Raw genomic sequence first — 19,006 nt, forward strand, 5'->3', positions numbered from 1 at the left:
TGGGGTGACCACTCCGATCGATGCCACCACCACCTCCGCCTGGACGGAGCTCGCCGCTCTTCGTGACGGATTCTCCCCCGATCTGCGGGGCTGGTTCGCCGCGGACGACGACCGCGCCGCACGCCTGAGCCTGCCGCTGGCCGACCTGCACGTCGACCTGTCGAAGAACCTCGTCACCGACGAGATCCTCGCTCGGCTCGTGGAGCTCGCGCGCCAGACCGGCGTCGAGGAGCGCTTCGCCGAGATGCTGGCCGGCGTGCACATCAACACGAGCGAGGACCGCGCCGTGCTGCACACGGCTCTCCGCCGTCCCGCGGGTGCCGAGCCCGCGCTCGTCGTGGACGGCCAGCAGGTCGACGAGGACGTGCAGTCGGTGCTCGAACTCGTCTCCGCGTTCGCCGACCGGGTGCGATCGGGCGAGTGGCAGGGAGTCACGGGCAAGAAGGTCACACACGTCGTCAACATCGGCATCGGCGGGTCCGATCTCGGTCCCGTCATGGTCTACGAGGCTCTCAAGCCCTACGCGGATGCCGGCATCCAGGCGCGGTTCGTGTCCAACATCGATCCCACCGACCTCGCCCAGAAGACGGCGGACCTCGACCCCGAGACGACTCTGTTCATCGTCGCGTCCAAGACGTTCACGACGCTCGAGACACTGACCAACGCCCGCCTCGCGCGGGACTGGCTGTGGGCGGGGCTCACCGCATCCGGCGCGATCGCCGACAACGAAGAGGCGCGGACGGATGCGGTCGCGCACCACTTCGTCGCGGTCTCGACGGCGCTCGACAAGGTCGCCGCTTTCGGCATCGACCCCGCCAACGCGTTCGGGTTCTGGGACTGGGTGGGCGGCCGCTACTCCGTCGACTCGGCGATCGGTCTGTCGCTGGCGATCGCCCTCGGTCCCGACGTGTTCCGCGAACTGCTCGCCGGTTTCCACGCGGTCGACGAGCACGTGCGCACCACGCCGCTCGAGCGCAACGTGCCCGTGCTCATGGGCCTGTTGAACGTCTGGTACAACAACTTCCTCGGTGCGCAGTCGCACGCCGTCCTCCCCTACGCGCAGCAGTTGAGCCGGTTCCCCGCCTACCTGCAGCAGCTGACGATGGAATCCAACGGCAAGTCCGTGCGCTGGGACGGCTCGGCCGTCACGACCGACACCGGCGAGATCTTCTGGGGCGAGCCCGGCACGAACGGCCAGCACGCCTTCTACCAGCTGATCCACCAAGGCACGCGCCTGATCCCCGCCGACTTCATCGCGTTCGTGAACCCCGCCTACCCGCTGCGCGACGGCGACCGCGACGTGCACGGGCTGTTCCTGGCGAACTTCCTCGCGCAGACGAAGGCGCTCGCGTTCGGCAAGACCGCCGCGGAGGTGGAGGCCGAGGGCACCACCGGTGCGCTGGTCGCCGCCCGCACGTTCGCGGGGAACCGTCCGACGACGTCGATCTTCGCGCCCGCCCTGACCCCGGCGGTGCTCGGCCAGCTCATCGCGCTGTACGAGCACATCACGTTCACCCAGGGGGCGATCTGGGGCATCAACTCGTTCGACCAGTGGGGTGTCGAGCTCGGCAAGCAGCTCGCCCTGCAGATCGCGCCCGCGATCGAGGGCGACGCGGACGCGACTGCGGCGCAGGATGCGTCGACGCGCTCCCTGCTGGACTACTACCGCGCCCACCGCACGCACTGACGTCCCCGGGCCACAGCGCCGCGGCGCCGCATCCCTCTCCGGGTGCGGCGCCGCTGCGTTGTGGATCAGCCCGGAGGGTCAGTAGCCGCTGAAGGCGTCGGTCGTGATGCCGCGGGCCTTCTCCAGCGCGGGAGCGAGGTCGGCGATCAGCCGCGGCGGACCCGACACGTACGCGTGACGGCGGCCGATATCGGGGACGACGCGGGCGAGGTGCCCCGCATCGATCCGATCGGGACCGGCCCACGTCCAGTTCGCAGGCAGCGCTCCCGGATCGTCGGGTGTGAACACGACGACCGGAACCCCTGATGCGGCGATGTCGTCACGGAACACGAGCTGACCGGCATCCGACGCCACGAAAACGAGCACGATGTCGCGGCGCATGCCTCTCGCCGTGAGATGACGCAGCTGCGACACGAAGGGCGTCACGCCGATGCCTGCGGCCACCAGCAGAACGGGCCGCGAAGTGTCCTTCGGCAGGACGAAGTCGCCCCAGATCCCCGTGACGGCGAGCTTCGTGCCGGGCTGGACCTCACCGAGCGCCTTCTTGTACGAGCTCTGCGGCCCGACTCCGTCGCGGTACGCGACACGCACGGTCGGGAGGTCCTCGGGTGCCGAGACGATGCTGAACTCGCGTCGGGTCCCCCGCGCGTCGGCGCGGCGGTGCGGCACATCGAGCTCGAGGTACTGTCCGGCACGGAAGGCGAGGCCGCGCTCGGCCCGGAACACGAGTTCCCGCACGGTCGCGCTCGGCGAGTGCCGCTCGACGAGCGTCAGACGCACGGCCTGGCGCAGGCAGAACAGGAACGCGATCAGGTTGCCGATCAGCAGCGCCCGCTCCTGCCCCAGCGTCATGTACCCGACAGGGATCGGCCAGCCGGCCAGCACACCGACGACCGCCGCCACCGCGTACTGCTGCCAGCGCCGCGGCGGCAGCGTCAGCGGCTCCGAGAGCATGAACGCCCCCAGGAAGAGGAACGGGGATGCGGTCAGCACCTGTCCGATGACGGTTCCCACATCGATGGCGAGTCCCGCCTGCTGGTACTGCACGAAGACCCGGACGAGGTTGACGACGACGGCCACGACGAAGAAGAGCCCGACGACACGGATCTTCTCGGTGCGCCAGAGCACGATGAGCCCGAGCAGCAGCACCGGACCGAACAGCACGGGGGTCCCCACCCACCAGGCCGAGCCGCCGATGCCCGAATCCAGCGGCAGGAGCGCGGACACGATCGTCACGACCGTCGCCCCCACGGCCGCCGGGTTGAAGATGTGGCGCCCGCGCCAAGCGAGCAAGTACTTGGAGACGGATGCGGCCAGCGCGGCGATCGCGATGCCTACGAGCCCGATCGGCTCGATCGTCGGGCGCAGCACGAACAGCAGGATGACCGACGTGATGAGCGTGGACTCGGTGCGCAGCGGCAGGTGGAGCAGTCGCTGCGCCGTCGTGTCGGCGAGAACGCCGACCACGGCGAGCACGACGGCGGTGGCGAGCATCTCCCAGGGTGTGGGGACAACGAGTCCCGCCCACGAGAGGACGAACGCGATGGCGGCGAGCACGCCCAGCGCCAGCTGGACGAGCCGGTACATCGACAGGCGCCCGAACAGGGCGGTGACCCGATTCGCGCCGGCGGTGAAGGAGGCGATCACAGGAACAACTCGGCTTTCTGGTCTGCTGACCATTCGACGGTGCCGTCGGTGGTCATTCTCACCCACGACACCCCCCATTCGGCGGCCAGCTCCGGGCCGCCGTCGAAGAAGAGTGCGGTCGCGGCCGCGTCGGCATGCATCGCATCGGATGCCAGCGCCCACGTCGCGGCGATCGTGCGCACCGGGACACCGGTACGGGCATCGAGCACGTGATGGAGGCCCTCGCCCCACGCGCGGCGGTTGATCGCGGACGCGCACAGGGCTGCATCCTCGACCTCGAACACGCCGATGGCGCGCGACGGGTCGAAGGGATGCTCGAGGCCGACCCTGACGGGTCCTCCGTGCACGGCCATGTCTCCGCTCGCGTCGACGACGAAGCCGCCCGAGACGGCATCGGCGAGGACAGCGGCGACCAGATCGACCAGGCGTCCCTTGCCGAGCGCACCCACATCCAACAGCGCGGGCTGCGCGAGGCGCAGCGTCTGCGCATCCCACTCGAGCACCTGCCGCCACGGCGGCGCGGGAGCCGCCCCTCGGTCGACGAACGAGTAGGCGGCGTCGTATCCGCGACGGGCGAGGCTCTCCCCCACCAGCGGATTCACCGCGCCGGCCGTGGCAGCGTCGAGCTCGCGGTACGCGTCGAGCATGGCCCCCGCGTCAGCCGGCGCGGCCGCCTCGCCGCCGTCGACGGCGAGGCGGCTCACGAGGGAGTCCGCGCGGAACCTCGACCACTCCTGGTCGAAGCCCGCGATGACGGAGCGGATGAGGGTGCGGGTGGGGTCGGCGACGGGCTCGGCCGTCTCGATCTCCCAACGGGTGCCGATCGCATCGAACCCCCACAGCTCGGGCATCAGGCCTTCGCTTCGGTCTTGATCTCCTCGATGGCCTTGTTGAAGCCGCCGCTCGTGAGCGACGAGCCGGCCACGCGACTGACCGAGATCTCGTCGATGTCCTTGCCCACGACGACGTCGGAGATGCCCCCGATGAACTGAGACTGGTACTGCTGCGACTCGCGCGCCTGCGGATCTCCGGTCACCTCGACCGAGGTGATGACATCGTCGGCCAGGGTGACGGTGACGCTGATCTCTTCGACGCTCTCGGGCGTCTGGTAGGAACCGGACGCCGTATAGGTGCCGTCCGTGTAGGTCGTGGTCCCGGTCGAGCTGCCGGTCGAGCTCTCGGTCGTCGCCGTCGAGCCGGTCGAGCTCGGCGTCGACGCGGTCTCCGTGGTGGTTGACGCGGTGTCGGTCTGCGATGCGCAACCGGCCAGAGCGAAGGCTCCGGCGACGCCGATGACGGCGGCGGCAGTGCGGACGGGGCGGGGTACGGCGTTCGTGCGGATCATTTCGGTCCTCCTGGATGCGGTGCCTCGACAGACGAGCCCGGCATTCGCCGCGCGCGTCCCTCGCGCTGTCGTAGCCGTCCGCTGCATGCGGCGGCATAGACCATCCTGCGCAGCGGACTTTTGCGACCGCTATGAATCCCGGGGAATGTGGATAAGAACCCTCAGGCGGCGCCGTCGAACATGCTCGTGACCGAGCCGTCCTCGAAGACCTCGCGGATCGCGCGACCCAGAAGCGGTGCGATCGGCAGCACCGTCAGCGCGGGGAAGCGCTTCTCTTCGGGAAGCGGGATCGTGTCGGTCACCACGACCTCGTCGATCGCCGCATCCTGCAGGCGTTCGACGGCGGGATCGCTGAACACGGCGTGCGTGGCCGCGACGATGACGCGCTCGGCACCGCTGGCCTTGAGCGCCTGCGCCGCCTTGACGATCGTGCCACCGGTGTCGATCATGTCGTCGACCAGCAGGCACACGCGGCCCGCGACCGAACCGACGATCTCGTTGACCGTCACCTGATTGGCGACGTTCGGGTCGCGACGCTTGTGGATGATCGCCAGCGGGGCGCCGAGACTGTCGGACCACGTGTCGGCCACCCGCACCCGGCCGGTGTCCGGCGAGACGACCGTGAGCTTGGCTCGGTCTTCGGGGCTCAGGGTGCGTTGGAAGTACTCCAGCAGCACCGGCTTCGCGAACAGGTGGTCGACGGGGCCGTCGAAGAAGCCTTGGATCTGCGCGGCGTGCAGGTCGACGCTCATGACGCGGTCGGCGCCCGCGGTCTTGAGAAGGTCGGCGACCAGGCGGGCGCTGATCGGCTCGCGGCCGCGGCCCTTCTTGTCCTGCCGGGAGTAGGGGAAGTACGGGGCGACGACGGTGATCCGCTTGGCAGAGGCGCGCTTGGCCGCATCCAGCATGATGAGCGTCTCCATGAGCCACTCGTTCACCGGCGGGCCGAAGCTCTGCAGCAAGAAGAAGTCGCAGCCGCGGATCGAGACCTCGAAACGGGTGAGGATCTCGCCGGATGCGAACGTGCGGTACTCCGTGGGAACGAGCTCGGTGCCGAGCTGCGCAGCCACCTGGTCGGCGAGCTCCGGGTGGGAGCGGCCGGTTGCCACGACGAGACGCTTCTTGGTCTTGGCGACCAGTCCCGGAGCGATTCCGCGCTCGCGATCCAGATCGACCGTCTTATCTTTGCGTGCCATCGCCAGCTTCCTGTGCCGTCCGTGCGCGCTTCGCCGCATCAGCAGCGGCCGTGCCCGGTCTGTTGTTCTCGACCCATCCCTCGACGTTGCGCTGAGGGGCGACGCTGAGAGCCAGGGCACCGGCCGGAACATCCTTGCGGATGACAGCTCCGGCACCGGTTTTCGCGCCGTCTCCGATCTTAACGGGCGCCACGAACACATTGTGCGAGCCGCTGTGCACCTCATCACCGATCTCGGTGCGGTGCTTGGAGACATCGTCGTAGTTCGCGGTGATGGCGCCGGCACCGAGGTTGACGCCGCGGCCGATCGTCGTGTCGCCGATGTAGGAGAGGTGCGGAACCTTGCTGCCCTCGCCGATCTGCGAGTTCTTCGTCTCGACGAAGGTTCCGATCTTGCCGTCGGCCGCGAGCGTCGTTCCAGGGCGCAGGTACGCGAACGGTCCGACGTTCGCCCGCGGTCCGATGACGGCCAGGGTCGCATCCGTGCGGCGCACGACCGCATCCTCCCCCACCTCGCAGTCGGTGAGGCTCGTGTCGGGGCCGATCGTCGCACCCGCGGCGACGGACGTCGCGCCCAGGAGGTACGAGCCCGGGAGCACCGTCACGTCTTCGGCGAGGGTCGCGTCGACGTCGATCCAGGTCGTCGCTGGATCGAGGATGCTGGCGCCCGCCAGCTGCCAGCGGCGCACTGTGCGGGCGTTGAAGATGCGGGCGGCCTCTGCGAGCTGCACCCGGTCGTTCACGCCGAGGGCAGCGGCCGGATCCGGCGACTGTCCGACGGCGATGCGCTCACCGGCGCGTCGGGCCAGCGCCACGACGTCCGTGAGGTACTTCTCGCCCTGCGCGTTGGCCTGGCCGACCTCCGACAGGTGACGGCGAAGCGCCGAGGCACGGAAGACGTAGACGCCCGCGTTGATCTCGGCGACCTCGGTCTCGTGGTCGGTCGCGTCCTTCTGCTCGACGATGCGTTCCACATCGCCGGACGCGTCGCGCAGGACCCGGCCGTAACCGGTGGGGTCGGTCAGGACCGCGCTGAGCAGTGTCACGGCCGCTTCGCGCGCACGGTGGGTCTCGACGAGCGCCTGCAGCGTCTCGGCCTCGAGCAGCGGCACGTCGCCGCTCAGCACGAGCACGTCGCCATCGAAGGTGTCGAGGCCGGCGAGTCCGAGCTCGACGGCGCGTCCGGTGCCGGGGATCTCGTCCTGATCGACGACGACGGCGTCGGGCGCGAGCGCGGAGACCGCCTCGGCGACGAGCGTGCGCTCGTGCCGCACCACGACCGCGACACGTGCGGGTTCGAGGGCGCGTGCGGTGCGCAGCACGTGACCGACGAGCGGTTGACCGGCAAGAGGGTGCAGCACCTTGGGAAGGCGAGAGCGCATGCGCGTTCCCTGACCGGCGGCGAGGACGATGACGGCGAGGGGCGCGGTAAGCGATTCCGACATGCTCCGCCGCCAGGACTCGAACCTAGACCTCACAGCTCCAAAGGCTGTCGTGCTGCCATTACACCACGGCGGACCGCCCGCTCTCGGGCGCGCTCCCCCAGTCTGCCACCTGCCGCCCGCCCCGCCCGCATCCGCTGCCCCTCCCGATCTCATCGCGTCCGCATCCCACCGCTTCCGCATCCCGCCCGCCTCCCCGCGAAACTGCATCTTCTGCACGAGATCACGGGTAATGACAGTGATCTCGTGCGGGAAATGCAGTCTCGCGGAGGAGAGATGGGTGGGAAGGGGCGGGCGGATGCGGGTGCGCACCCGAGGGCGCCGGTCGCCATAATGGCCTCATGGCGACAGAGAGCGACGAGGTCGACCGCATCGTCGGGTCGTGGATGACCCAGCGCCCGGACCTCGACTTCTCGCCGCTCGAGGTGCTCTCGCGCGTCGACCGCCTGTCGCGCCACCTCGACCGCGCCCGACGCGAGGCATTCCGCCGCAGCGAGCTGGAGCCGTGGGAGTGGGACGTGCTGTCGGCACTGCGGCGCTCCGGCGAGCCGTACCAGCTCAGCCCCAAGCAGCTGCTGCAGCAGACGCTCGTCTCCAGCGGCACCATGACCAATCGCATCGACCGGCTCGTGGGCCGTCGGCTCGTGCGCCGCGAGGCGGATCCCGCCGACGGCCGCAGCGTCCACGTCATCCTCACCGACGAGGGCCGCACCCGCGTCGACGCCGCCATCACCCGCCTGGTCGATGCGGAGGCCCTGCTGCTGCAGCGACTCTCCCGCGGCGACCGGGACCGCCTCGCCGCCCTGCTGCGCAAACTCTCCCTGGGATTCGACATATGAGCGACGACACGATCGCAGCCCCCGACTCGGATGCGGCTCGGCACCGCAAGCTGCAGCGCTGGTTCGACAACCGCTTCCGCACCCCCGTCGCCGTCTACGGCCTCATCGTCTACACGACGGTGGTGCTGATCGCCGACGAAGAGGGCCCCGTCAGCGAGATGCTCACGATCGCGATCAGCAGCCTCATCGTCTTCTATCTGGCGCACGTGTTCGCCCACACGCTGTCGGACCACGGACGCCACGGTCTCGGCACCGCGACCCGGCTCGCCTTCGTGCACTCGCTCGGCATGCTCTACGCGTGCGCCCCGTCGACGATCGCCATGATCATCACGTCGTTCTTCACGACGGATGCGGGCGACGTGCAGGATGCGGCGATCTGGGCGGCTCTCGCGATGCTCGCCGTGCTCGGATTCTCCGCCTACGCCCGCACCGGAGCGAAGCTCTGGGTGCGCCTGCTCGGCGCCGTCGGCACGGCACTGCTCGGCCTACTGGTCGTGATGATGGAGTTCCTCCTCCACTGAGTCACGGGCGCTCAGCCGAGCGAGAAGCCGCCGTCGCCTGTGAGCACCTGACCCACCACCCAGCTTCCCGCGGCACTGGTCAGCCAGGCGATCAGTTCCGCCGCGTCCTCGGGGCGGCCGAAGCGTCCGAACGGGGTCGTCCGGAGGTACTCCTCGACGCCGTCCAGCGGACGGTCCGCGCTCTCGGCGTCCAGGTAACCGGTGTTCACCGGGCCCGGGTTCACCGTGTTCAGCACGATGCCGAGCTCCAGCAGCTCCGCGGCGACCGATGCGGTGACGCCGGCGAGCGCGGCCTTGCTGGTCGCGTAGGCGATCTCTCCCCGCATGGCTCCGTGGATCTGACCGGAGGTCATCCAGATGACGTGGCCCTGCGGCGCAGCGTACGGCTTCGCGCCGCTCACGCGCTCCCCCGGACGCCGCTGCTCGTCCCGGCTCGGAGCCTTGCGGCGGGCGAACTCCGCCGTCAGCAGCAGCGTCGAGCGTGCGTTCACCTGCCAGAACGCGTCGAGACGGCCGGACGTCATATCGAGGATGCTGCCGTCGTCGCCGCTCTTGGCGTGATTGCAGACGAGGATGTCGACCGCTCCGGTCGCAGCGGCGGCCGCATCCATCACCCGGCCGATCGCCTCCGCGTCGGCGAGATCCGCGCCGACGTCGGTCAGCGTCGCTCCGGGTGCGAGCTCCGACCGGATGCCGGCGCGGACCGCGTCGAGATCGTCGGCTCCCCACGGCTGGTCGGCGTCGTGCGGGCGGTGGTGCTGGAGGACGAGATGCGCGCCGCGGGCGGCGAGTGAGCGGGCGACGGCGTAGCCGATGCCCCGACGGCGCGAGACGCCGGTGACGAGTGCTGTGCGGCCGCTCAGTGGAAGATCTGCGTGCATGGGTGAAGCCTTTCCGAGGCGCGCGAGGGCGCGTTGGCGGAAGGAGAAGACGGGTCACCGGCATTGCATGCTGCGAGCGTACCAACCGCAGCGGGTGCGCGCTCGGCGGCGGAGATCGCGACTATTCGGATACCGCCCCTTCGGCAGACACGTCCAGCGAACCCGAAGCGCGCGCCAGCCATGCGGCTCTGACCGCCCCGAGCGCCTGCTCGAGATCGAGCTCCGCGACGGCATCCACGTAGCGTCGGGCCGCGCGTCGCACCTCCTCCGGGTGCGCGCGGTGGAGCGCCACTCGTGTACCGCGTGTTCTGCTGGTCTCCAGCAGCCCCTCCGCTTCGAGGGCCGAGTACGCCTTCGCGACCGTCCCCGGCGCGACACGCAGATCAGCGGCCAGTTGACGCACGGACGGCAATCGGTGTCCACCCGCGACACTCCCCGACCGGATGAGGCCGGCGAGCTGCCCGCGGATCTGTTCCGACGGGAGCACGGCGCTGCCCGGATCGAGCACGATCATCGCGCGGCCTTCCCGCGTGCGGACGCGGGACGATCCCCCGCTTCCGCCGCGACGGACACCGGAAGCAGGATCGCCCGACGTGCAGCCATGATCACCGCGACGACGCTGCAGGCCGACACGAGAACGCCGACGACCGCGAGAATCGTCGCGGCGACGATCCATGCCACTCCGACCCCGAGGACGTAGGCACGGCCGATCGAGAGCCCGGCCTGCAGCGCGACGCCGCCGAGGGGAAGCAGGACCGCCGAGAGGGCGACGAGCAAGATGATCTGCGCGGTCTCGCGGCGCCACGACGCGTCCACGTCGGCGAGCCGACGCTCGCCGAGGGCCGGGGTGGAGCTGACTCGCCGCAGGGCCAGGAACGTCGACAGGACGAGCATCGCCGTCGCAACAAGGAGAGGGACCCCGTAGAACCAGCCCGGATATGGACTGGCTGCCGTCGCATACTCCGCGGTGTCGAATGCGATCGTTCTCTCTCGCCCCCTCTCGTCGGCGCTGCTGGTGAGGCCGGCGAACAGGACGAAGAGCGACTGGGCGACGACGATGAACACCAAGAGTCCGATACCACGTCGACCGGTGTGAGAAAGCGGAGTCCTCGGCGTGAGCGAGGCTTCGCGGGGACTGTCGGGCCCCGCGTCCCCGGCGCGGGGCGGTATCACCGCGTACAGGACGAGCCCGGAGATCGCTCCGACGGCCGGGGCGAGCAGAATGGGCAGGCCGACGAGCTGGGGAGCCGAGAACGATGCCGCGGACAAGCCGACCACGACTCCTCCTGCGACCACGATGGCGGCGAGCGCTCGGCGGCGGGCCGACCGCAGGAGCCGGCGCACCAGAGGCGACAACGACCTCGTGTCCTCCGCACCACTGCGCCCCCGCCGCCACACGACCGCGATCACCGCGGTCACGCAGGCGACATATCCGATGACAACAGCCTCGACCATCCCGCCTCCCACCTGTATCACTCAACTGATACACGACCTGCATCTCGTGTGTCAACGCGTTGATACAGGCCCGACTGCGTAGCCTGGAAGCAACATGGCTCATCTACTCGGCGGCGAAGCCCTCCATCTCGAATACCCGACGAAGGTCGTCTTCGACTCCATCTCGCTCGGCGTGAACGAGGGCGACCGCATCGGCATCGTCGGCCGAAACGGCGACGGCAAGTCCACCCTCCTCGGTATGCTCGCCGGCCGCACCGAACCCGACAGCGGGCGCGTCACCGTCCGCGGCGGCGTGCGCATCGGCGTGCTCGATCAGGCCGACACCCTCATCGACGGGCGGACGATCGGCGAGAGCGTGGTCGGCGACCGCCCCGAGCACGAATGGGCCGGCGATGCCCGTGCCCGCGACGTGATCGCCGGACTCCTCGGCGATCTGGACTGGGATGCGGATGTCGCAACCCTCTCGGGAGGCCAACGGCGGCGCGTGGCACTGGCCGCGCTCCTCGCCGGCGACTGGGACGTCATCGCCCTCGACGAGCCCACCAACCATCTCGACGTGGAGGCGATCAGCTGGCTCGCGGCGCACCTGAAGAAGCGGTGGCCCGCGAGCGCCGGGGGCCTGCTCGTCGTGACGCACGACCGGTGGTTCCTCGACGAGGTCTGCACGATGACGTGGGAGGTGCACGACCGCATCGTCGAGCCCTTCGAGGGCGGGTACGCCGCCTACATCCTGCAGCGCGTCGAGCGCGATCGGCAGGCCGCAGCCATCGAGTCGAAGCGGCAGAACCTGGCACGCAAGGAGCTGGCGTGGCTGCGGCGCGGCGCACCGGCCCGCACGTCGAAGCCGAAGTTCCGCATCGACGCGGCGAATGAGCTCATCGCCGACGTGCCCGAGATCCGCGACAGCGTCTCGCTGCGCTCCCTCGCCGTCGCCCGACTCGGCAAAGACGTCGTGGACCTGCTCGACGCCTCCGTCTCGTACGACGATCGCGAGGTGCTGCACGAGGTCGAGTGGCGCATCGCACCGGGCGAGCGCACCGGCATCCTCGGCGTGAACGGCGCTGGCAAGTCCACCCTGCTAGGGCTCGTCTCGGGCGAGATCGCGCCGACCGCGGGACGGGTGAAGCGCGGCAAGACCGTGCAGGTCGCCACGCTCTCGCAGCGCATGGACGAACTCGACGAGCACCTCGACTCCCCCGTGCGCGTCGTGCTCGCCGGCCTGCGGACGACGTACTCCTTCGGGGCGGGGTCGAAGTCGCAGGAGCTCACCCCCGGTCAGCTGCTCGAACGCCTCGGGTTCTCCAGCGCGCAGCTCTCGACGCCCGTGAAGGACCTCTCGGGCGGTCAGAAGCGGCGGCTCCAGCTGCTTCTCGTGCTGCTCTCGCAGCCCAACGTGCTGATCCTCGACGAGCCGACGAACGACCTCGACACCGACATGCTCGCGGCGATGGAGGATCTGCTCGACTCCTGGCCCGGCACCCTCGTGGTCGTCTCACACGACCGCTACTTCATCGAGCGCGTCACGGACCAGCAGTACGCGATCCTGGACGGGCGCCTGCGGCACCTGCCCGGCGGCGTCGACGAGTACCTGCGTCTGCGTGCCGCCCAGCCCAGCTCCCGGTCGTTGAGCGAGGAGCGCAGCGACGAGACGAAACGCAGGACGCAGGACGCCTCCCCCGCCCTCGCGGGCGCCGAGCGCCGCGCCGCAGAGAAGGAGCTGTCCGCGATCGACCGGCGTCTCGCGAAGCTGCAGACCGAGATCGCTGCCCTGGACGCCAGGTTCGCCGACGCCCACGACGACTACGACCGGCTGCTCGAGCTGCAGCGCACCCGCGATGCGCATGTCGCCGAGGTCGCCACCCTCGAAGAGCGCTGGCTGGAACTCGGCGAGGCGCTCGACGACTGAGCGCCCCGCCGAAGGTTCGTCAGGCAGGGACGGTCTCGCGCGGGTGCTCGACGCACCAGGCGAGACAGGCGCGGATCTCACCCAGTACATCGTCGGGTTCGACGTCGAGGGCGATCGTGTCTGCCACATCCCCCACCGCGCGCTTCTCGCCGAGCAGCGCCGTGTCAGCGGGGTGCAGACCGAACTCGCGTCCGACCGCCTGGACCTCGGCCTCACGTGCCTCGGAGGCGGGAAGCAGGTCGCCGAGCGGGACCACCGCGACGTCGTGCGGGTCGCGCCCGACAGCCTCGCAGCAGAGTTCCAGGAACTGGGAGTGGCTCAGCTCGTACGCGCTCAGCGTGTACCGGCTGCCGTGCGTGCCGCGCTCCATCGCTCCGACGGCGGCCTGCGCGACCTGGCGCACCGTGACGGCGGACGTGGACCCGCCCAGCACCGGGATGGGGCCCGCGCTGGCTGCGACCGCATCCAGCACGGCCTGCCAGCGCGGACGCTGGCCGGCCACGACGCCGAAGATGTAGGGCAGGCGCAGCACCATGACGTCCATCGCGCCGTCGCCCTCCAGCACGGCGACCTCCTCCTGCGCGTAGCGGGAGCGCGGGTAGGCGTTGCGGGTGCGGAACCCGAGTTCGGGCCAGCGCTCGCCCCACTCGGCTGTGTCGGAGCCGAAGACGATGAAGCGCCGGACGCCGGCTGCACGCGCGAGGCGTGCCAGGCGCTGCGTCGGGACGACGTTGGCCTCGTAGTAGAAACGGGATGCGGGTGCGGGCGGGAGCGTGCGCTCATCGGCGCCCATCGCGAAGAAGACCGCATCCGTACCCGTGAGCAGGTCGGTCAGCTCGCCGTCGGTCATCAGGTTGAGGTCGCCCCAGTGCGCGTCGACCTCGACCGGCAGCTCCGGCGCGTCGGTCGCGGGCAGCGCGAGCGTCGCGACCCGATGGCCGCGACGCAGGAGCTCCTGCGTGGTGTGGAAGCCGAGGAGGCCGGTGCCGCCGACGACGAGTGCGCGTTGCATGATGAGCCCTTCCGCGCCGATCCCCTCGGCGCCCTGTGTCTTCGACGGTAGGCGCGGCGACCACGGCGCAGCAGGGGCGAAGGTCCCACGACGCGAAGGGCCCCCGGCGCGGTGCGCGCCGGGGGCCCTTCGATGACGGATGCGGTCAGCTCAGCCCGTTGTCCGCCAGCCACTTCTTGGCGATGTCGGCGGAGGAATTCTTGTCGACCGTGCTCTCGACATTCAGCGCCACGAGACCCTCGGGCGTCAGCGCGGCGCTCACCTTGTTGATGACGTCGGCGATGTCGCCGGCGACGTCCTTGTTGACGAGCGGAACCACGTTCGAGGCGAGGAACAGCGACTTCGGGTCTTCCAGAACCTTCAGCTTCTGGGTCTGGATCTGCGGGTCGGCCGTGAAGACGTTGGCGACGTTCACCGTGCCGGCCACGAGGTCCTCGACCGTGGTCGCACCCGTCGCCTGGAAGGTCACGTCGATGCCGTAGGTGCTCTTGAGTCCGGTGGGCCCGTACGGACGGTCGGCGAGCTCGGGCGGGCCGCCCAGGGTCAGCGGCTCGGTGATCTTCGAGAGGTCGGCGATGGTCTCAAGGCCCCACTGATCGGCGAACGCCTCGGTGACCGTGTACGAGTCCTGGTCGCTCGCGGTCGACTGGTCGAGCACCGTGAGGTTCTCGGGCAGTGCTTCCTTGAGCGCGGCGTAGACATCGTCGGACGAGCGCGCCTCGGTGTCGGGCTCGAAGAACTGGAGCAGGTTGCCGGTGTACTCCGGGAAGAGCGTGATGGCACCGCTCTCGAGCTCCGGCAGGTACGCGTCGCGCTGACCGATCGTGAAGTCGCGCTGCACCGTGAAGCCGGCACCCTCGAGTGCCTGGGCGTAGATCTCGGCGATGATCTCGTTCGAGTAGTAGTCCTGCGAGCCGACGACGATCGTGTCGGACGGGGCCTGAGTCTGGTCTCCGTCGGAGAGCGGGTCGGACGAGGACGCGCAACCGGCGAGAGCCAGCGCCGAGGTGAGTGCGACGGCGCCGACGAGGGCGACGCGGCGACGGAATGCTGTGGACATGGTGTTCCTTCCTGGTGGATTCGGGACGTGTGCGGCAGGCTCAGACGGCCTGCACGGGTCGGGAGCGCAGCCGCCGCGGTGTGCGCGACGGCGCCTGGGCACGGACTCCGGCGGGCACGGCGGCGCGCTGCGCGAGGGCGAGCAGCGCGTCGAGGACGAGCGCGAGAAGGGCGACGACGATCGCCCCGCCGAGCACCTGGTCGATCCGCCTGAGCGGAATGCCCTGGATGATCGGCAGGCCGAGCCCGCCGAGGCCGACGTAGGCGGCGATCGTCACGGTGGCGACGACCTGCAGCACGGCGGAGCGGATGCCGCCGACCAACAGCGGCAAGCCGAGCGGGATCTCGACGCGCCACAGAATCTGCCACTCGGTCATGCCCATCGCGCGGGCGGCGTCGATGACACGGCGATCGATCGCCTCGAGCCCGGAGTAGGCGCCGGCGAGCAGCGCCGGGATGGCGAGCACGACGAAGGTCACCACAGCTGCCTCGGGCTTGTGCAGCACGCCCATGAGCAGCACCAGGAGCACGAGCAGGCCGAACGAAGGCACGGCGCGGGCGGCACCGGAGACCGCCACCGCGATCTCCCGGCCGCGGCCGGTGTGGCCGATGGCGAGGCCGACGGGGATGGCGATCGCGCCGGCGATGGCCACGGCGACCGCGGTGTAACCGAGCTGCTGGAGCAGGAGCACCGGCAGCGCGCTCGGACCGCTGTACTGCTCGGGAGAGAACAGCCAGACGATCGCATCCCAGAAGACGTTCATGCCGTGGCCTCCGCCCGGGCGACCACGCGCCGACGGGTCGGGCGGGCGGTGCGGCTCCACGGCATCGCCAGACGGCCGAGGAGAACGAGCAGCACGTCGACGACGAGCGCGAGGATCACGACGGCGACGACACCCGCGAAGACCTCCTCGAGGATGCGGCGCTGCAGGCCGTTCGTGAAGAGGTAGCCGAGATTGGTGACCCCGACGAGGATGCCGACGGTTGCCAACGAGATCGTCGAGACCGCGGCGACGCGCAGGCCGGCGAGGATCACGGGCCCCGCCAACGGGAGATCGACGGCGAAGAACCGCCGGAAGCCGCCATAGCCCATCGCCGTAGCCGCCTGCCGCACGCCCGCATCCACCGAGTCCAGGCCGTCCGTCACGGCGCGCGTGAGGATCGCGATCGCGTAGATGGTGAGGCCGACGATGAGGTTGAACTCGGTCGGGATGCGGTAGCCGAGCGCCGTCGGCAACAGGATGAGCAGGGCGAGGGACGGGATCGTGTAGAGCAACCCGGTGACGGTGATCACCCAGCCGCGCAGCAGGCGGTACCGCCACGCCACCCACCCGAGCGGGATCGACAGGACGAATCCGACGACGATCGCGATCAGGCTCTGGCGCAGGTGGTCGAGAGCCAACTCCGCGATCATCCCGAGGTTCGCGAGCACCCAGGCCATCTCAGTCGCCGTTCTCGACGAGCGCGCCCTGCGTGCGACCCTCGGCGTCGACGACCACCGTACGCCCGCCCACCTCTTCGAGTCGCAGCGCGCGCTTGCCCCTGTCGGCGCCGATGAAGGCCGAAACGAAGTCGTCGGCAGGCGCCTGCATGATCTCGCTCGGGCTGCCGACCTGGAGCTTCTGCGCCCCCTTCGCGAGGATGACGACCTGATCGCCGAGCAGGAACGCCTCGTCGATGTCGTGCGTGACGAACACCACCGTCTTGTCGAGGTCGCGCTGGAGGCGGATGAGCTCCTGCTGGAGCTCGGCGCGCACGATCGGATCGACCGCGCCGAACGGCTCGTCCATCAGGAGGATATTGGGGTCTGCGGCGAGGCCGCGGGCCACGCCCACGCGCTGCTGCTGGCCGCCCGAGAGCTGACTCGGGTAGCGATCAGCGAGGGACGTGTCCAGCCCCACGGTCTCCATGAGCTCGAGGGCCCGCCGCCGCGCGTCACGGCGAGAGGTGCCGTTCAGCACCGGCACGGTGGCGATGTTGTCGGCGACGGTGAAGTGCGGAAGCAGACCGGAGTTCTGCATGACGTAGCCGATCCGCCGGCGCAGCGCCACGGGAGAGCCCGTCGACACGTCTTCGCCGTCGATCTCGATGACGCCCGCTGTCGGCTCGACCATGCGGTTGATCATGCGCAGCAGCGTCGTCTTGCCGCATCCCGACGAGCCGACGAACACCGTGGTCTGGCGCGACGGGATGACCAGGGAGAAGTCCTTGACCGCACGCGTGCCGTCGGGGAACTGCTTGTCGACGCCGCGGAACTCGATCATGCTCGGTCCCGGGCGAGGCTCACTCGGTGACCTCGACTTCTTTCCAGAAGGCCACGTACCCCGAGAAATCCGCGCCGACCTTCTCGATCGCGCCCGGGTAGGGCTCGGGATACGACCACGCGCGGTCGGCGAGCTCGCGCCCGTCCGCGGTGACCGTGAAGTAGTGCGCCGCACCCTTCCACGGACAGGTGTACGGCGTCGGACTGTCGACGAGGACGCCGTCGGCGATGCTCGCCGGCGGGAAGTACCAGTTGCCCTCGATGCGGATCAGATCTTCCTTCGGAGCCTCCGCGAGCACCGTGTCACCCAAAAGAGCCTTCATCGCCGCCTCCCTGCCGGGCCCAGATCCCCGCAGAACAGCGGAGGAGCACCCACGTTACCGACCCCCGGCGACACCGGCGCCGAAGGTTGCGTCACGCGGCGTCATGTGCTCGCCGCGCTCAGTACCAATAGCTGAGGCGGACCGGCAGGTGCCAGCCGAACAGACGAGCGAGCGTCACGGGATCGTCCGCGTCGATCCGACCGGCCGCGGCGAGAGTCACGGCTGAGACCTGACCGAGGAAGATCGCGGCGAGCTCCGCGACGCCCAGGCGCGCGTCGGCATCGTCGTCGGTCTCGGTCACCGACGCGGCACCGTCCTGTCCGACCGTCAGGCGGAACCTCCCGCCCGCGAGATCGAGCGGATCCTGCACGTCGAGCACGACCGACCCGGAACCCTCGTACCGCCGTGACCCCAGCAGCGCGGGCGTATCGAGCACGCGCAGGTAATGGTGGTCGCGAAGGATGAGGGTGGCGGCGCGCCGATCCGAGATCATCCACAGCAGCGGCTCGTCGACCGCCAGCTCGCTCGCACGTACGGTCCCGATCAGGTCCATCTCGACGAAGAATCGCCACAGGCCCGCGTACGCATCCGCATCCGCCGCCGTGAGGTTCGCGACCGTGACGCTCGAACGGGTGAAGTCGTCGTGGTTCTCCTCGACGGAGTACAGCGCCAGACCCGTGATCTCACCGGAGGCGGCCGTGTACTGGATGGCACGGGTGTGGCCGGGCTTCTCGGCATCGGCCCGCGTACCGGCGAAGCGGCCCCAGTGTCCGCGGGGCATCTCCACCTCGCCCGGTTGCGTGACCCGGACACGGTCGAACAGTTCGGGCGCGAGCTCGCGCCAGCGCTCGCGCGAGATGAAGTCCACCCGGCCGGAGGGCGCGGGCCCCGCCCACACCGCCCGCTTGACGTCGATCTCGACGCTCGCCACGGCGACCGCCTGCGCGAATCCGAACCGGCCGTAGAGGGTCGACTCGCTCACCGTCAGGCTCGCGACCGGCAGCCCGAGCGCCGCGGCCGTGCGCAGCTCGCCCTCCATCATCGCGCGCCAGATGCCGCGCCGACGGTGCGTGGGTGCCACGGTGACGGAGCTGATCGCGCAGGAGTCGACGACACCGCCGGGAACGGACAGCTCCCCCACCCACGAGGCCAGGGTGCCGACCGGAACCTCGGGCTGCGCAGCGGTGTCGTCGAGCACCGCGATCATCCGGCGGTGCCCGCGAAGCCCTCGACCGGTCTCGCGCTGCACGTCGCTGGGCTCGTCGCCGAGGAAGCCGCGGGCGACCGCCGCCTGCCAGCCGTCGAACGCACGATCGTCGTCGTCGGCGAGACGCACGAGCCGCAGGCCGTCGCTCGCCAGACGCGCGGCGGATGCGGCGTCGACGGGCCCCTCGTGCTGACGGGCGATGAGGTCGTGGGCAGACATGCGTA

At 70.0% G+C, this 19,006-nt stretch carries 19 protein-coding genes and 1 tRNA gene; 4 read left to right on the forward strand and 16 right to left on the reverse strand.

The annotated features are described in order from the left end of the window. Nucleotides 1–4: 4 nt before the first annotated feature. Nucleotides 5–1,687 carry a glucose-6-phosphate isomerase gene (gene pgi / locus ACYVJS_RS15375; protein WP_460740723.1) on the forward strand — a complete coding sequence of 561 codons (1,683 nt, stop codon included), beginning with the start codon at nt 5–7 and terminating at the stop codon, nt 1,685–1,687. A gap of 78 nt (nt 1,688–1,765) precedes the next feature. On the opposite strand, the gene ACYVJS_RS15380 is transcribed toward pgi, so the two are convergent. The 6 genes from ACYVJS_RS15380 to ACYVJS_RS15405 form a co-directional block, all read right to left on the reverse strand. After that, nucleotides 1,766–3,334 carry an FAD-dependent oxidoreductase gene (locus ACYVJS_RS15380; protein WP_460740724.1) on the reverse strand — a complete coding sequence of 523 codons (1,569 nt, stop codon included), beginning with the start codon at nt 3,332–3,334 and terminating at the stop codon, nt 1,766–1,768. Continuing rightward, complete coding sequence (locus tag ACYVJS_RS15385; protein ID WP_460740725.1) at nt 3,331–4,185, reverse strand: FAD:protein FMN transferase; 855 nt, start codon at nt 4,183–4,185, stop codon at nt 3,331–3,333. Before ACYVJS_RS15385 ends, ACYVJS_RS15380 begins: the two co-directional genes overlap by 4 nt. Further along, nucleotides 4,185–4,679, reverse strand: a complete 495-nt coding sequence (locus ACYVJS_RS15390; protein WP_460740726.1) for a hypothetical protein — start codon at nt 4,677–4,679, stop codon at nt 4,185–4,187. Before ACYVJS_RS15390 ends, ACYVJS_RS15385 begins: the two co-directional genes overlap by 1 nt. A 161-nt stretch (nt 4,680–4,840) precedes the next feature. Continuing rightward, entirely contained in the window at nt 4,841–5,875 is a 1,035-nt protein-coding gene (locus ACYVJS_RS15395) for a ribose-phosphate diphosphokinase (RefSeq protein ID WP_460740727.1), read from the reverse strand. Continuing rightward, complete coding sequence (gene glmU, locus ACYVJS_RS15400; protein WP_460740728.1) at nt 5,859–7,319, reverse strand: bifunctional UDP-N-acetylglucosamine diphosphorylase/glucosamine-1-phosphate N-acetyltransferase GlmU; 1,461 nt, start codon at nt 7,317–7,319, stop codon at nt 5,859–5,861. Before glmU ends, ACYVJS_RS15395 begins: the two co-directional genes overlap by 17 nt. Before the next feature lies 1 nt (nt 7,320). Beyond that, nucleotides 7,321–7,392, reverse strand: a tRNA-Gln gene (locus ACYVJS_RS15405). A gap of 265 nt (nt 7,393–7,657) precedes the next feature. Here ACYVJS_RS15405 and ACYVJS_RS15410 point away from each other — a divergent pair. Together ACYVJS_RS15410 and ACYVJS_RS15415 are read left to right on the forward strand one after the other, a co-directional pair. Beyond that, the gene (locus ACYVJS_RS15410) at nt 7,658–8,155 is read left to right on the forward strand and encodes a MarR family winged helix-turn-helix transcriptional regulator (RefSeq protein WP_460740729.1); all 498 of its coding nucleotides are present in this window, start codon (nt 7,658–7,660) and stop codon (nt 8,153–8,155) included. Further along, entirely contained in the window at nt 8,152–8,676 is a 525-nt protein-coding gene (locus tag ACYVJS_RS15415) for a hypothetical protein (protein ID WP_460740730.1), read from the forward strand. The genes ACYVJS_RS15410 and ACYVJS_RS15415 overlap by 4 nt, the downstream gene beginning before the upstream one ends. An 11-nt stretch (nt 8,677–8,687) precedes the next feature. Here ACYVJS_RS15415 and ACYVJS_RS15420 read toward each other — a convergent pair whose 3' ends face one another. The 3 genes from ACYVJS_RS15420 to ACYVJS_RS15430 all read right to left on the reverse strand — a co-directional run bounded on the left by ACYVJS_RS15420 (nt 8,688) and on the right by ACYVJS_RS15430 (nt 11,012). Next, entirely contained in the window at nt 8,688–9,557 is an 870-nt protein-coding gene (locus ACYVJS_RS15420) for an SDR family oxidoreductase (protein WP_460740731.1), read from the reverse strand. A 121-nt stretch (nt 9,558–9,678) separates the two neighbouring features. Further along, complete coding sequence (locus ACYVJS_RS15425; protein ID WP_460740732.1) at nt 9,679–10,071, reverse strand: GntR family transcriptional regulator; 393 nt, start codon at nt 10,069–10,071, stop codon at nt 9,679–9,681. Continuing rightward, on the reverse strand, nt 10,068–11,012 hold the full coding sequence (locus ACYVJS_RS15430) for a hypothetical protein (protein ID WP_460740733.1): 945 nt from the start codon (nt 11,010–11,012) through the stop codon (nt 10,068–10,070). Before ACYVJS_RS15430 ends, ACYVJS_RS15425 begins: the two co-directional genes overlap by 4 nt. Before the next feature lie 94 nt (nt 11,013–11,106). Between ACYVJS_RS15430 and ACYVJS_RS15435 the strand changes: the two genes are divergently transcribed. Beyond that, the gene (locus tag ACYVJS_RS15435) at nt 11,107–12,918 is read left to right on the forward strand and encodes an ABC-F family ATP-binding cassette domain-containing protein (protein ID WP_460740734.1); all 1,812 of its coding nucleotides are present in this window, start codon (nt 11,107–11,109) and stop codon (nt 12,916–12,918) included. 19 nt (nt 12,919–12,937) lie between these two features. Here ACYVJS_RS15435 and ACYVJS_RS15440 read toward each other — a convergent pair whose 3' ends face one another. The 7 genes from ACYVJS_RS15440 to ACYVJS_RS15470 form a co-directional block, all read right to left on the reverse strand. Continuing rightward, nucleotides 12,938–13,930 carry an NAD-dependent epimerase/dehydratase family protein gene (locus tag ACYVJS_RS15440; RefSeq protein WP_460740735.1) on the reverse strand — a complete coding sequence of 331 codons (993 nt, stop codon included), beginning with the start codon at nt 13,928–13,930 and terminating at the stop codon, nt 12,938–12,940. Nucleotides 13,931–14,075: 145 nt separating this feature from the next. Further along, the gene (locus tag ACYVJS_RS15445) at nt 14,076–14,990 is read right to left on the reverse strand and encodes an ABC transporter substrate-binding protein (RefSeq protein WP_460740736.1); all 915 of its coding nucleotides are present in this window, start codon (nt 14,988–14,990) and stop codon (nt 14,076–14,078) included. 40 nt (nt 14,991–15,030) lie between these two features. Then, nucleotides 15,031–15,753 (reverse strand): ABC transporter permease, encoded by a 723-nt coding sequence (locus tag ACYVJS_RS15450; protein ID WP_460740737.1) that lies wholly within the window; start codon nt 15,751–15,753, stop codon nt 15,031–15,033. Further along, nucleotides 15,750–16,430, reverse strand: coding sequence for an ABC transporter permease (locus ACYVJS_RS15455; RefSeq protein WP_460740738.1), 681 nt, complete (start codon nt 16,428–16,430; stop codon nt 15,750–15,752). Before ACYVJS_RS15455 ends, ACYVJS_RS15450 begins: the two co-directional genes overlap by 4 nt. Before the next feature lies 1 nt (nt 16,431). Next, a complete protein-coding gene (locus tag ACYVJS_RS15460; protein WP_460740739.1) occupies nt 16,432–17,253 on the reverse strand; it encodes an ABC transporter ATP-binding protein in 822 nt (273 codons plus the stop codon). Nucleotides 17,254–17,272: 19 nt separating this feature from the next. Beyond that, nucleotides 17,273–17,575: a DUF427 domain-containing protein gene (locus ACYVJS_RS15465; protein WP_460740740.1), complete on the reverse strand. Its 303-nt coding sequence runs from the start codon at nt 17,573–17,575 to the stop codon at nt 17,273–17,275. 118 nt (nt 17,576–17,693) lie between these two features. Continuing rightward, entirely contained in the window at nt 17,694–19,001 is a 1,308-nt protein-coding gene (locus ACYVJS_RS15470) for a GNAT family N-acetyltransferase (protein WP_460740741.1), read from the reverse strand. Nucleotides 19,002–19,006: the final 5 nt, after the last annotated feature.

Source organism: Microbacterium neimengense (assembly GCF_054782995.1).